General features: G+C 63.1%; 11 protein-coding genes. 6 read left to right on the forward strand and 5 right to left on the reverse strand.

The genetic code is table 11. From position 1 onward, the window contains the following. Positions 1–2: 2 nt before the first annotated feature. Complete coding sequence (locus tag LB516_RS19225; protein ID WP_015315434.1) at positions 3–536, reverse strand: TetR/AcrR family transcriptional regulator; 534 nt, start codon at positions 534–536, stop codon at positions 3–5. Between the two features lie 146 nt (positions 537–682). Here LB516_RS19225 and LB516_RS19230 point away from each other — a divergent pair, with 146 nt between their 5' ends. Together LB516_RS19230 and LB516_RS19235 are read left to right on the forward strand one after the other, a co-directional pair. Beyond that, on the forward strand, positions 683–2,062 hold the full coding sequence (locus LB516_RS19230) for an efflux RND transporter periplasmic adaptor subunit (protein WP_140789826.1): 1,380 nt from the start codon (positions 683–685) through the stop codon (positions 2,060–2,062). Beyond that, entirely contained in the window at positions 2,059–5,142 is a 3,084-nt protein-coding gene (locus LB516_RS19235) for an efflux RND transporter permease subunit (RefSeq protein ID WP_015315432.1), read from the forward strand. Before LB516_RS19230 ends, LB516_RS19235 begins: the two co-directional genes overlap by 4 nt. A gap of 103 nt (positions 5,143–5,245) precedes the next feature. On the opposite strand, the gene LB516_RS19240 is transcribed toward LB516_RS19235, so the two are convergent. Next, entirely contained in the window at positions 5,246–5,701 is a 456-nt protein-coding gene (locus LB516_RS19240) for a L,D-transpeptidase (RefSeq protein WP_224587925.1), read from the reverse strand. A 711-nt stretch (positions 5,702–6,412) separates the two neighbouring features. On the opposite strand from LB516_RS19240, the gene LB516_RS19245 reads away from it, so the two are divergent. After that, the gene (locus tag LB516_RS19245) at positions 6,413–6,580 is read left to right on the forward strand and encodes a hypothetical protein (RefSeq protein ID WP_015315429.1); all 168 of its coding nucleotides are present in this window, start codon (positions 6,413–6,415) and stop codon (positions 6,578–6,580) included. A gap of 73 nt (positions 6,581–6,653) precedes the next feature. Here the strand turns inward: LB516_RS19245 and LB516_RS19250 are convergent, their stop codons facing one another. Next, on the reverse strand, positions 6,654–7,355 hold the full coding sequence (locus LB516_RS19250; RefSeq protein WP_140874884.1) for a response regulator transcription factor: 702 nt from the start codon (positions 7,353–7,355) through the stop codon (positions 6,654–6,656). Between the two features lie 45 nt (positions 7,356–7,400). On the opposite strand from LB516_RS19250, the gene LB516_RS19255 reads away from it, so the two are divergent. Both LB516_RS19255 and LB516_RS19260 read left to right on the forward strand, forming a co-directional pair. Beyond that, a complete protein-coding gene (locus LB516_RS19255) occupies positions 7,401–8,174 on the forward strand; it encodes a response regulator (protein ID WP_224684117.1) in 774 nt (257 codons plus the stop codon). A 78-nt stretch (positions 8,175–8,252) separates the two neighbouring features. Continuing rightward, complete coding sequence (locus LB516_RS19260) at positions 8,253–10,340, forward strand: ATP-binding protein (protein WP_224720198.1); 2,088 nt, start codon at positions 8,253–8,255, stop codon at positions 10,338–10,340. A 130-nt stretch (positions 10,341–10,470) separates the two neighbouring features. On the opposite strand, the gene LB516_RS19265 is transcribed toward LB516_RS19260, so the two are convergent. Beyond that, positions 10,471–10,878 (reverse strand): hypothetical protein, encoded by a 408-nt coding sequence (locus LB516_RS19265; RefSeq protein ID WP_224720199.1) that lies wholly within the window; start codon positions 10,876–10,878, stop codon positions 10,471–10,473. A 454-nt stretch (positions 10,879–11,332) separates the two neighbouring features. Between LB516_RS19265 and LB516_RS19270 the strand changes: the two genes are divergently transcribed. Next, positions 11,333–12,535, forward strand: coding sequence for an aromatic ring-hydroxylating oxygenase subunit alpha (locus LB516_RS19270; RefSeq protein WP_224720200.1), 1,203 nt, complete (start codon positions 11,333–11,335; stop codon positions 12,533–12,535). A 112-nt stretch (positions 12,536–12,647) separates the two neighbouring features. Here the strand turns inward: LB516_RS19270 and LB516_RS19275 are convergent, their stop codons facing one another. Further along, positions 12,648–14,066, reverse strand: coding sequence for an aminotransferase (locus LB516_RS19275; RefSeq protein WP_224720201.1), 1,419 nt, complete (start codon positions 14,064–14,066; stop codon positions 12,648–12,650). Positions 14,067–14,331 lie beyond the last annotated feature (265 nt).

Raw genomic sequence — 14,331 nt, forward strand, 5'->3', positions numbered from 1 at the left:
GCCTATTTGGCGATATCGAGAAGTGACGACACCAGCAGGTCCCGTTCGTCCTTTGACAGCACGTCGGAATCGAACAGGTTCATGCTGCGCAGCCCTTCGATGGCGAGATAGCAGACCAGAAGCGATTTGAGGTCCGGCGCCTCGCCCTTCAACCGCTCGAAAAGCTGCCGCTTGAATGTCTTGATCGGCATCATGAAATCGGGATCCTCGGCGATCGCCGAGAATATCCAGGATGCCGATGGCTGCTTCTCCTCGCAATCCTCGGCTGACAGCCTGATATAGACGGCGAGGGGATTTTTGCCCTTGTCGTTGCTGTTGGCGGATTCCAGCGCTTGCTCGAAATCGCGCAGATAGCCTTCGACCAAGCCTTGCATCAATTTCGCCTTGGTGGGGAAGTTGTAGAGCAGCCCGCCCTTCGACACGCCGGCGCGGTTGGCGACGGCATCGAGCGACAGGCTGCCGGGCCCGGATTCCCGGGCAACATCAGCCGCCGCGGCGAGAATCTTCTCGCGCGAGTTCGGTCGTTGGGCTCTCATGGCGCCTCCCATCGCAAGCTTAGGCCCAATTGACAAGACCGTCCAGACGGTACAGTAAGACCGCCACTATTTGAAATCGGGACCCGCAGTCGATATGTGTCCCGATGTCCGCGCTTCGCGCCGGATTTTCGACTGAGGGGACTTCCTTGTTCAAGCGCATACTCCGTGTCTTTATCGTTATTGTGGTCCTTGCCGTGCTCGTCATCGTGGTCGGCGGGATAGTCGGTTTCAACTTCCTGCGCGACAACGGCATCAAGCAGTATTTCGCCACCATGAAGCCGCCGGCGGCGACCGTGTCGACAACCATCGCCAAGCCGTCGAACTGGACACCGGGCGTCGAGGCGATCGGTACGGTGCGGGCCGTGCGCGGTGTCGACCTGACGGTCGAGACCGCCGGCATCGTCAAGGAAATCCCCTTCCATGCCAACCAGAAGGTGGCGGCCAACGCAGTGCTGCTGCAACTCGACGACGCCGTCGAGCGCGCTGATCTCGATGCGCAGAAGGCGCAGGCGGCACTCGATCAGACCACGCTGACCCGCGCCGTCGAACTGACAAGGCGTGGTGTTGGCTCCGACTCGACGCTGGACACGGCGCGTGCGGCGGCCTCCGCTTCGGCGTCCCAGGTGACCAGGCTGCAGGCCGTGCTCGACCAGAAGCAGCTTACCGCACCTTTCGCCGGCACGGTCGGCATTCCGAGGATCGACCTCGGCCAGTATCTGGCACCCGGCACCGCGGTGGTGACGCTGCAGGACCTCGACACGATGCGGGTCGACTTCTCGGTTCCCGAACAGCAGCTGCCGCTGCTCAAGATTGGCCAGACGGTCCGTCTGGGCCTTGGCGGCAGCGACGACATGCCCTTTGCCGGCGCCATTCGCGGCATCGACCCCAAGATCGACCCCTCCAGCCGGCTGGTGAACATCCGGGCGGAAGTTGCCAATCCCGAAGGCAAATTGACCCCAGGTCAGTTCGTGCAGGTGCGTGTCGAACTGCCCGAGGAGCAGAACGTGCTGTCACTGCCGCAGACGGCACTGACCACCAGCCTCTATGGCGACTACATATTCGTGGTGCAGCCGGCGAAGCCCGCCGGGGCGGCCCCGGCGCAGCCAGCCAAGCCGGACGAAAAGCCGGCGGCGGCCACTGACAAGCCTGCGGATGCCAAGCCTGCGGATGCCAAGGCGGCAGACGCCAAGCCGGCAGACGCCATGAAACCCGCCGCCGATGCCATGAAGCCGGCCGCCGACGCAGCCAAGCCAGCGGACAAGGCCGCTGCCGATGCCGCCAAGCCAGCAGCGGCCGATCCGGCCAAGCCGGCGGCGGAAGGCGACAAACCGGCGCTTGTGCTGTCACAGGTCTTCGTCAAGCCGGGCCGCCGCAATCAAGGCATGGTCGAGATCGTCGAAGGGCTGAAGGCCGGCGACGAGGTCGTCACCGCGGGCCAGAACCGCCTCTTCAACGGCATGACCGTCAACGTCGACAACACGATCGACCCGACCAAATCGGCGAACAAGCAGGCCGACCAGCAATGAGCTTTTCCGATCTCTTCATCCGCCGGCCCGTCCTTTCGACGGTTCTTGCCTGCATGATCCTGCTGCTCGGTTTCCAGGGCATATTCAACCTGTCGATCCGGCAGTATCCGAAGGTCGACGAGACCGCGATCACAATCACGACAGCCTATCCGGGCGCCAGCGCCGATCTGATCCAGGGCTTCATTTCCGCCCCGATCGCGCGCGCCGTCGCCTCGACCGAGAACATCGACTACGTCACCTCGTCCAGCCGTCCCTCCTCCAGCACCGTGACAGTGCAGATGAAGCTCGGTTCCAACCCAGACGTCGCGTTGACCGAAGTGCTGTCCAAGGTCCAGGGCGTGCGTGGCACTTTGCCGGACGCCTCCAAGGACCCGGTCATCGTCAAGGGTACGGGTCAGCAGTTCGCGATGATGTACATCTCGATGCAGAATCCGAACATGACCAAGGAGCAGCTGACCGAGTATATCGAGCGCGTCATCAGGCCCCGCATGTCGACGGTCGAAGGTGTTGCCGACGTGCAGATCTTCGGCGCCCAGGAATACTCGATGCGCGTCTGGATCGACCCGGTCAGGCTTGCCGCGCGCGGCGTGACGGCGGCCGAAGTGCTGGCGGCGATCAACAATTCCAACTTCCTGTCGGCGCCCGGCAACACCCAGAACGAATATGTCGTCTCGTCGATCACCGTGCGCTCGACGCTGCAGACACCGGAAGCCTTCGCCGCGCTGCCATTGCGCTCGACCGACGGCAATGTCGTGCGCCTGCGCGACGTGGCCCGCGTCGAACTGGCGGCCGCGAACACCGACACCAGGGTTTCCTTCAACGGCAAGCCCGGCACCTTCCTCGCCATCTTCCCGACCCCGGCAGCCAATCCGCTGACCACGGCGGCGGCACTCACCAAGCTCGTCCCGCAGATTCAGGAGACGCTGCCGAAGGGCATGACGATCGAAGTCGTCTACGACGCGACCGGACAGATCAGCGCCTCGATCGACGAAGTGTTCAAGACCATCGGCGAGGCGGTCGCCATCGTCGTTGTCGTCATCCTCCTCTTCCTCGGTTCGTTCCGCTCGGTGCTGATGCCGATCATCACCATCCCGCTGTCGCTGATCGGCGTCTGCTTCCTTTTGTTCGCGGTAGGCTATTCGATCAACCTTCTGTCGCTGCTGGCTATGGTGCTGGCGATCGGCCTTGTGGTCGACGACGCCATCGTGGTGGTGGAAAATATCCACCGCCACATGGAAGAGGATCACATGCCACCCATGCAGGCGGCCTTCAGCGGCATGCGCGAGATCGCGTCGGCCATCGTCGCCATGACCATGACGCTGGCCGCCGTGTTCGCGCCGCTGGCCTTCACCGGCGGCCTGACCGGCGCCCTGTTCCGCGAATTCGCGGTGACGCTCGCCGGATCGGTGGTGCTGTCTGGCATCATTGCCATCACCATCACGCCGATGATGTCGGCGCGCCTCCTGAAGCCCGGCAATGCCGGCCGTTTCCAGCGTATCGTCGACGGCACTTTCGCGCGCGTCGAGCATGTCTACGAGCGCGCCGTCACCGGATCTCTGAACTATCGCCCGCTGACGCTGCTCATCGTGCTGGCACTTGTCGGTGTGACCGGCTTCATGTTCACCAAAACCTCGACGGAACTGGCGCCGGAAGAGGATCAGGGCTTCCTGCTCTCGCTGGTGACGGGGCCGCGCTATGCGACCTCCGATTACACCGAGACTTACGTCAATCAGATCCTGGGCCTGGTGAAGGACATTCCCGAGACCCGGGCGCAGTTCTCGGCCGTCGCCTTCGGCGGCACGACCAACAGCGCCTTCGTCGGTTTTGCCTTCAAGGATTGGGCGGAGCGGAAGCGCAATTCGAAGGAGCTGCAGGCCGACATTACGGCTCGTATCGCCAAGGTGGCGGGTGTCCAGGCCTTCGTCTTCGCGCCGCCGACTCTGCCGGGCTCTGGCGGCGGCTTGCCGATTTCCATGGTGGTGCGCTCGACCGGCGATTCTGCTCAGGTCTACGAGGAAGCCGAGAAAATCAAGAACAAGGCGCAGGCCTCGGGCCGCTTCATCGTCGTGCAGAATTCGATGGCCTATGACGCACCGCAGGTGACGGTGACCATCGATCGCGACCGCGCCGCCGCGCTCAACCTGCCGATCGCCGATATCGGCCGGACGCTGACGCTGCTGGTCGGCGGTGCCGAAGTGGCGCAATTCGACCGCGACTCCAACTCCTATGACATCATCCCGCAGGTGCCGCAGGAATTCCGCGACAACCCTGAAAAGCTCGGCGAATACTTCGTGCGCAGCGTGACGGGAGAGATGGTGCCGTTGTCGGCCGTGGTGACGATTTCGAACAATGCGTCGCCGGCGGCGATCGAGCAGTTCAACCAGCTGAATTCGTCGACGATCTCGGCGCTGCCGCTGCCCGGCGTCACCACGGGCGACGGTTTGAAAGTGCTCGAGGACATCGCCAGGGAGAGCCTGCCCGACACTTTCTTCATCGATTATTCCGGTCAGTCCCGGCAGGAGAAGGAACAGGGCAACACGATCCTGATCGCTTTCGGCGCGGCCGTCATCGTCATCTACCTGGTGCTGGCGGCGCAGTTCGAAAGCTTCCGCGATCCGCTGATCATCATGATGGCGGTGCCACTGTCGATCTTCGGCGCGATCGTGCCGCTCAATCTGGGCCTCGGCACGCTCAACATCTATACCCAGGTCGGACTGATCACGCTGATCGGCCTGATCACCAAGCACGGCATCCTGCTGGTCGAATTCGCCAACCAGCAGCGTGAACTGCATGGCATGCGGCGGCGTGACGCCATCATCGCCTCGGCCAAGGTGCGCCTGCGGCCGATCCTGATGACGACGGCGGCGATGGCGCTGGGCGTGGTGCCGCTGATCGTTTCCAGCGGCGCCGGTGCCGCGGCCCGCTATTCGATGGGCCTGGTCATCTTCACCGGCATTCTGGTCGGCACCATGTTCACACTGTTCGTCGTGCCGATGTTCTATACTTTCATCGCCAGCAAGGACCTGCCGCATCTGGCGGAAAAGCCGGATCCCAAGCTGATGCCGGCGCTGCCGAGCTGAGGCACGGGGCGCAAGACACAAAAAGAGGCCGGGATTTCTCCGGCCTTTTTTTGGCGATCGCTCCAGCAACTCCGGCACATGGCCGAATGCGGCAACCTGCCTGCTACTTGACGATGACGATGCTGGTGTTGGCCGCTCCGAACGTCTCGACGAGCTGGTAGAAATCGGCGGCGTTGTCCGGGTGCAGCCGTACGCAGCCATGCGAGGCGGGCTGGCCGAGGCGCTTGATGGCATAGGTGGCGTGGACCGCGTAGCCGCCGCTGAAAAACACCGAGTGCGGCATCGGCGCGTTGTCGTATTTCTTCGAATACCACATCTCATGCATGCGCGTCGGCTTGAACGAGCCGGTCGGCGTCACGTGCGCCCTGTCGCCAGTGGAAACCTTCCAGGCGAAAGTCGGCCGGCCGTCGACCGAGACTTCCATGACCTGCTGCGACAGCGAAACGCGGGCAACGATGCTGTTGGCGGCATGGGCGGCGTTGGCGCCGAACAGAAGCGCACTGCCCATGAGCGCGGCGGCGGTGATGTTGATGAACTTCGCGGAAATGGTGGTGTGCATGAATGTCCCCTCTCTCTGCCGGTCCGGCCGGCTCCAATTCGATGAGGCGGCTTATCCCGGCGGCATGTTTCGGAAAGATTTCGCGAAATGCTCGTTTGTGTTTCGAATGTGTTTCCATTGGTTAACAGGGTAATCACCCTGTTTGAGTGCGCTCCATTCCGGACATGGGACCAAGGGATAAAGGACACAGGTATTCACCCTGAAACGAAAGTTCGAGTTGTCTCCTACATGAAAGAGTTTGTCTCAATCCGAAACCAATCTGCAACAAAGTGCGGTTTTGGGCGGCATGATCCGGATACCGACCGGATGCAAAAGTTGACGCAACGAAAGCAGACGGCAACGACCAAGGGAACGAAAACGAACATACGCTCCTGGCTCTCCAGGATCAGCATCACGGCGGCGGCTGTCGGCGGCGGCACCATTGCCGGCGGCCCTGTGCACGGGTGGCGGCGATGAGTTCGAGCGAGATTTCGACCCTAAGTCGCCCTGTTTGCGCCACGGTCTGGATCGTTTCCAGCCTGCGCATCGCCCGGTTGAAGGCCCTCTGGCGGGTTGGCCTTCGGCTGCTGGCATTGCGCGGCCCCTCCGGCAACTTGCTGCCGAGAGGACCGAAGGCCCGCGCCGCGACGGGGGGCTCCGTGGGCGGCGCGGGCACTTCGGGAGTTCCTGAAGCGACCCGCTACACAGTCATCTTTTTGGGGAATTCAGATCATGAAGACAAAATTCGCGGCTTCCGTGCTTTCCGCACTGCTCTATGCGCAGGGCCTGCTCGGCTTTGCCGCACTCGCCAGCGTGCTGCTCAAGGAACGCGCTCACGCAAGCGAGTTCGCCGTCGGCGGCGAAATGGCCTCGGGCCCGTCATTGCTGGTGGTGCGCTGAACCTCGCGGGCATCGGCGCGGGAAAATGGAAAGTCCGATGCTCATCCGACGAACCAGCAGAAAAACACAGCCGTCAGTCGGCGAATTGCCGTGGCGGATCGAACCTGTAGCCGGCGCCGCGTATGGTGGTGATGGTCTCGGTGTCGAGCTTGCGGCGCAGCCGCACGATGCGCGAGTCGATCGAGCGATCGAAGGCGTCGGCATTCTCGGCCGGCGCGGCTGCGATAATGTCGTCCCGCGTCAGTACCTTGCGCGGGCTCGCCAGGAACAGCCTGAGGAGCGCCACCTGGCCGGGCGAGAGCTGCTCCTGCGTACCGGAGCGATGCATGACCATCGCCGATCTCAGGTCGACGGTTGCGTTCTCCAGCACGATCAGCTCCTGGGTACCCCTGCCGCGCCGCGAAAGCAGGCCACCGACACGCGCGGCGAGTTCCCTGACATTGAGCGGACTTTCGACGACGTCGGCGGCGCCGAGCTCGAGCGCCAACACCTTGTCGAGGAGATCGGCCGGCCGGCATATCAGGATGAAATCCGGTCCATGCTCCCCACCCCCAGTTTGGCCGCCAAAACGCCTGAGCAGATCCCGCCCTTCCGCCTGGCTGAGGCTGTCCCCGACGACGACAACGTCGATGCCGCCGCCCGCCAGCAGCGATTCCGCCTCCCAAGGCTGCCGCGCCCGGCGCACGTCGTGGCCGCGCCGCTCGAGATGGTCGGCAAGCTCGCTCGCGACGACCTCGGCGACGGAAACAAGCGCAATGACGGCTCGTGCGGCCATGTTTTCCAACCGTTCCCTGGCAACCGGATATGAGTGCTGGACATCATGTTTATACCCAATCTACTTTCCACTGAAAGTGGGAGCGAGAGCATCGTGCGGGCAAGAATTGTCATCGTCGAGGATGAGCCCGACCTCAGGGACGCGGTCGCCGAATATCTCGGCGCCGCCGGCTATGATGTTTCGACCGCTGAAACCGCGGCCGCCGCGCGCCGCCTGATCGAGACGCAGTCCTTCCATCTGGCTATCCTCGACATCGCCATGCCGGGCGAGGATGGCTTGTCGCTCGGCCGCTGGCTGCGCTCGAAAATGCCGATCGGCATCATCTATGCGACCGCTGCCGGCACCGCGCTCGACCGCATCGTCGGACTGGAACTCGGCGCCGACGACTATATCGTCAAGCCGTATGAACTGCGCGAGGTGCTGGCCAGGGTGCGCAGCGTGCTGCGCCGTGTTCCCCAGCCGACGGAGCCGCGGGACAGGAAAGCCAGCACGGATCGCCGCTCCGTCGCTTTCGGCCCCTTCCAGGCCGATCTCGACGGCAGGATGGTCACCGGCGCCAACGGCACGGTGATCGACATGGCCAAGAGCGAATTCGACGTGCTGGAGGTTTTCCTGACCCGCGCCAACCGGCTGCTGACCAGGGCTGCGATCTCCGAGGCGATCGGCTTCACCGAGGATCCGGAATCGTCGCGCGCCGTCGATATCCGCATCATGCGCCTGCGCAAGAAGATCGAGACGGACCCGGCCAACCCGAAATTCCTGCGCACGGTGCGTGGCGAAGGCTATATCTTCTCGCTGTCGGCCGGCGACGGCAACTGAGCGTCAGACCGAGGAGGTTTCCGCTCCGCAGCCGTTGCCAGCCGATCGATTGGCGTGACTCTGGACTAATGGCTGACAATGACGGGCGACACGGCAAGCACGGACATGCAGGGTTTCAGGCAGGGCGCGGCGATGGCCGCCGTGCGTGTCGTGCGCCGGCTGCGCGAGGCCGGCGACTGGCAGCGCGAAATGGACGGCATACTGGAGACGCTGTGCCACGCCATGGAGTGCCAGCGCGGCATCCTGTTCCGCCTGCGCGAATTGTCCGGCCAGGGTTTCGCCCAGTCGGTCGCTGCCTACTGGATCGATCCCGACTTCGGCGGCGAACTGGCCTCACCGACCGTCATCATGCAGTCGATCGTCAATTCGGATCCGCTGCTTGAGCGGCTGGCCGAGGATGAGCGGCAGGGCAAGATTTTCGCTGGCCATACGCGCGATCTCGAAGGATTCCTGAGGGCCGATTTCGAGAAGCAGAACATCAAGTCGTTCCTGTCGGTGTCGGTCTTCGCGCACGGCCATTTGTGGGGCACGCTGGCCGTCAATGACTGCGTCGAAGAGCGGGAATGGACCGACGAGGAGGAGGCGACGCTGCACATCATCGCCCTCGCCATAGGCGACGCCATCGAACACTCCCCCTCGGACGCCCATGCCAGCGAAGTGATCCGCCGCACCATGCTGCAGGCCTCGCTCGACGCCATTATCGTCATCGACGAGGCCGGGTCGATCATCGAATTCAATCCGGCCGCCGAGAAGATGTTCGGCTTCCTGCGCAGCGATATCCTCGGCAAAGACCTGCTCGACACGGTCGTTCCTGAATACTACCGCAAGGGCTATGCCTCGGGCGCCGACTACATGTCCGGCCGTGGCGCCCCGATGGTCGGCCAGCGGCTCGAGACCGTGACGCAGAATGCCGCCGGCGAGGTGTTTCCGATCGAACTGACGGCGACCGAGATGCGGGTCGCCGACCGCCGCCTGATCTTTGGCTCGATCCGCGACCTGCGCGACAGGCTGCGCGCAGAGGAAGAGATCAACCGGCAGCGCGAGAAGCTGCACCAGAACGAGAAGATGGCGGCGATGGGCTCGCTGCTTGCCGGCGTCTCGCACGAACTCAACAATCCGCTGGCCGTCGTCGTGGCCCAGTCGACGCTGCTGCATGAATTCGCCTCGGATCCGCAGACCAAGGTCCGGGCCGAAAAGGTGCGTGCCGCCGCCGAGCGCTGCGGACGTATCGTCAAAAGCTTCCTGTCGATGGTCCGCCTCCATCCGGCGGCGCAGGCCGAGACCGATCTCAACCAGGTGATCCGCGCCGCTCTCGAAGTGACCGCCTACGGCGCGCGGTCGAGCGGCATCGTCATCGATACCGATTTCGCGCCGGGTCCGCTGCTCGCCATGGCCGATGCCGACCACGTGACACAGGTGGTGGCCAATTTCCTCATCAACAGCCAGCATGCCCTGGCCGGCGTCGCCGGCGACCGCCTGATCAAGGTGCGGAGCTTCCGCAGCGATCGGGGCAATCCCGGCTTCTCGGTCGAGGACAACGGGCCCGGCATTCCCGAAGCCATCCGTTCGCGCATTTTCGAATCCTATTTCACCACCAAGCCGGTCGGCGTCGGCACCGGCATTGGCCTGTCGATCTCGAAATCGATCATCGAACGGCACAACGGCAATGTCTGGTTCGAGGAGGTGTTGCCGAGAGGCGCGCGTTTCGTCGTCCAGTTGCCGGCGATCTCTGCGGGCATCGCCGCCGCCGGCGAAAGCCAGCCACGATCAAGCGGCCTGCGCCATGCGCTGATCATCGATGACGAGCCTGACGTCGCCGGTTCCCTGTCCGATATTCTCGAACTGATGGGCATCAAGTCGCGGATCGCGCCGCTCTGGGAATCGGGCGCCGCCACCTTGGGTGGCCACATGCCCCCCGATATCGTCTTTTCGGATCTGCGCATGCCCGGCATATCAGGCATTTCGATCTACCGCGAACTGCTCGCCGAACGGCCCGACCTGGCGCGGCGTTTCGTGCTCGTCACCGGCGACCTGATCGGCGCGAAGGCGGAAGTCGAAGCCTTGCCGTCGCAGCAGCGGCCACAGATCCTCGAAAAACCGTTCAGCACGCTGGATGTACGCAGCGTGCTTTCGACCATCGCCGAGCAGGCCGCATTGAAAGCATAAAAAAGGCTCCCGGCCGACATCGCGGCGGGAGCCTAAGCGAGCGCCGAGAAGCGCTCGGGGAGGTAGGGCATGATCCCCAAACGGGAACCGGTTTCGGGATCATGCCCCGGCAGAAACGCAGAGGCAGAAATCAGAAGATGTTGGGCGTGCTGGTCAGCGGCGCGGCGTTGGCGATCATGCGGATCGCGCGGGTCTTGTGCGTTCCGGACTGCTCGGCAATGGCGCGCAGGCAATCCACGCTCTCGGCGCCCCAGGCCTGCCCCCTGCAGGCGAAATCGATTGCCGGCAAAGGCAGGCGGGCGGTCGTGGTCGTGGTCGGCGCGCCTTCGATGACGTTGGCGGGCGGGTTCAACGAAGCGAAGGCTGGGCCGACCGTCGGCGTGAGCGCCATGCCGGCGAAGGCGCAAGCAGCCAGCGCCATGAACATTCCCATCGGGTGGTCGCTGGCGCGCTGGCGAAGGGCCAGCTTCGGGCGGCGGTCAGCGCGCTCTGGAGCTTGAAAGCGGTTGCCGCTGGTGATCTGGACTTTCGCATGCATCGTCATCCCCTTCGTTGATTTTCTTTTTGCGATGAAACGAATTTAATCGCGCCTTGTAACGGCGCAAAGGTGACGAGAGCCCGGCAATGTAACCGGATTGAAACATCGATACGGGCAAAACCGGGCAAGGTCGGTCATTGGCTGTTTTGGGCCGAGGAGCGGGTTGCAGGGCTGCACCGTCGTTGAGCAGCGTACGGCGGGGCATTTCCGTGCCGGCGGAAGACCTTGTCCGAAGGACAGGATTCGTAGCGCGAGCCAGAGATCGGTGGCAGTTACGGATTCTGGCTAAGATCCGGATTTTCCGGGGTTTTCGAAGCCCGCAACGGCGCAGGATTCCCATGAAACCAGCGCTGACGTTTTCGCTGTGGAATCGTCGTATTTCCACAAGCCATTGCATTTCAATGCAAAATATGATTATATTGAATGCATATTCAATAAAAAGAAGAGACGTTTTATGCACCCGCACCTCCGTGACGTGGCAATCCCGAACGATTGGGACCGGCGGGGACTGCCGGGCTGGAGCTACCATTCCGACGCCCTTCTCGAACTGGAGAAGGAGCATGTGTTCCGCAATCATTGGCAGATCGTCGGGCATGTCTGCGACATACCGGACGCCGGCGATTACCTCACCATGGATGTCATTGGCGAACGCGCCCTGATCGTGCGCGGCAAGGACGGCGTGGTACGCGGTTTCAACAACATGTGCCGCCATCGCGGCAGCCGCGTCGTCGCCGACAGCCAGGGCAATTGCAAGAACGCGCTGGTCTGTCCGTTTCACGGCTGGGTCTACAATCTCGACGGCACGCTGCGCGGCGCCGCCCGCCCGCGCTCTTTCCCCGACCTCGACAAGACCGAGTTTGGCCTGATGCCGCTCGATCTCGAAATCTGGATGGGCTTCATCTTCATCCGCTTCCGCAATGGCGGGCCACAGCCCTCCGTTGCCGAGCTGCTGAGGCCGATCGAACCCGAATTCGCGCATTACAAGGCCGCCGACATGGTGCCTTCCTGGGGTATTTGGACCCAGAAGACGCCGGTCAACTGGAAGTCGGTGCGCGACGTCGACAATGAAGGCTATCATGTCGCCATGGCGCATCCGGCCTTGCAGGATCTCTATGGCGCCACCTATTTCGACGAGCCCTTCGTCAACGGCGTCTCACGCTCCTTCGCCACCTACAACCCGCATGCCGGCCGCCGCTGGAGCGTGAAGAACTACGTCAAGATCGCGCCGGAGCCGACGCATCTGCCTGACCATCTCAGGAAGGCCTGGGTCTATTACGGCATCTTCCCCAACGCCGTTCTGTCGGTGATGCCGGAATCAGTGCAGTTCTATCAGGAGTTCCCGCTGTCGACGGGTGAGACGCTGCTGCGCGGCGCCATCTATCGCTACCGCGACGAGAGCCGAGAGCAGGCCGCCGCCCGCTACCTCTCCTTCCGCATCGATCGCGACACCATGTCGGAAGATGTGCAGCTCTCGGTCTGGTCGAACGAATCCATGCTGTCCGAGGCTTTCGAGGGCTTTTATCTCTCCGACCTCGAATATGGCGTGCGCACCCACCACGACCACCTGCGCCAGCAGGTTCCGGTGCTCGGCCTGGAAACAGCGCCGGAAGAAAAGGACATGTGGAATTTGAACGACGCGCTGCGGAGCCGGGCGTAACAACCCTGCTGATTGGCGAAGCCGCCGATGACAGCGCCCCTCTCCCCGTCAGCGCTGCTCCTCATCCGCCTTCGAGCACCTTCTCCCCGTAAAAACGGGGAGAAGGAGAAACTCACCCCTGCCACACACCCTCTTTCCTGAGATCTTCCATCGTGCGTGAAATACCCTCGCGCAGGATGCCGACCATGTCGTCGATCTGCTCGCGCGTGATGACGAGCGGCGGCGACATAACGCACATGTTGATCAGCGGCCGCACCAGCAGGCCAAGCTCGTGGCAGTGGGCGTCGATGCGTTTGCCGACATCCTTGTCGAGCTGCAGCGGATCCTTGCTTTCGCGATCGGCGACGCATTCGACACAGCCCATCAGCCCGACGCCGCGCACTTCGCCGACCAGCGGCAGCTCTTCCAGCGTCTTCAATTGCGCCTGGAAATAGGGCGCGACCGCCTGCGTGTGAGCAAGCACGCTCTCTTCCAGCAGGTCGAGATTCTTCAAGGCCACGGCACAGCCGACCGGATGGCTGGTGTAGGTCAGGCCATGGCCGAACATCGCGTCGGGATGGTTGGAACGGCGTAATTCCTCCAGCAGCCGCTCCGAGATGATGACGCCGCCAAGCGGGAAATAACCCGAGGTGACGCCCTTCGCGAAAGTGATCATGTCGGGGTCGATGCCGAACACGTCGCCCGAGGCAAAGACATGGCCCAGACGTCCGAAGCCCGTCACCACCTCGTCGGAGATATAAAGAATATCCTTGGCGCGGCAGATCTCGCGGATGCGCCTGAGGTAGCCGTCCGGCGGAATGATGACGCCACCGGACGCCTGTATGGGTTCGCCGACGAACGCGCCTATTCTGTCGGCGCCGACACGCGCGACCGTGTCGCGGAACTGGTCGACAAGGAAATCGGTGAAGGCGGCGATGCTCATGCCTTTCGGCCGGCGGAACGGGTCGGGGGAGGCGAGCTTGACCACCAGTTCGTCGGCGCCATCCATCCAGTCGCGGTCGCGCGGGCGGCCGTTGAGCGAGGCCGAGAGATAGGTTGAGCCATGATAGGCGCCGCCACGGCTTAGGATCAGCTTCTTTTCCGACCGGCCGCGCACATTGTTGTAAAACTGCATGAAGCGCAGCGCCGTCTCGACCGCCGAGGAACCGCCCGTGGTGTAGAAGACGTGGCTGAGGTCGCCTGGGGCATGGCCGGCGATGCGCTTGGCAAGCTCCGCCGACGGCGCGTTCATCGTGTACCAGGGCGTGTTGTAGGACAGCGCCATCGCCTGGTCGTACATCACCTTGGCGAGTTCCTCGCGACGATGCCCGACATTGACGCACCACATGCCGGCCGGGCCGTCGATCAGCCGCTTGCCGGTGCTGTCGGTAATGTAGATGCCATCGCCCTCGCCGATCAGCGCGCGCGCCTCCGAACCGACGGAGCCGGCGTAGGGCCAGGGCTGGATGAGATGACGCCTGGCCAGCTCGACCGCATCGTCGCCGCCAGAACCAGCCGTTTCGCGTGCCTTCAGATCCCTCACAGCCGCCATTATCGCCTCCACATCATCCCCGAATTTTCCGGGCATCAATCCGGTTCGCCACGGCCGAAATCGCCGCCCCGCTCGCATGATTTTGAATGTCCGTTCAATCAATATTGCAGAATTAGCGCTTGATTTCAATCCGCGGATGCGCGCATGATGAAAGAAAGCCGGCAAGGGGAACAATAGCCGGCGCCAGCCCAATGGGATGCCGTATGGCGGGACAGTCCAGGCCAGCAATCGAGATCACACCCGGAGCCCGTCCCCCCGGAGTCTG

Source organism: Mesorhizobium sp. CO1-1-7 (genome assembly GCF_020164885.1).
GTDB lineage: Bacteria > Pseudomonadota > Alphaproteobacteria > Rhizobiales > Rhizobiaceae > Mesorhizobium > Mesorhizobium australicum.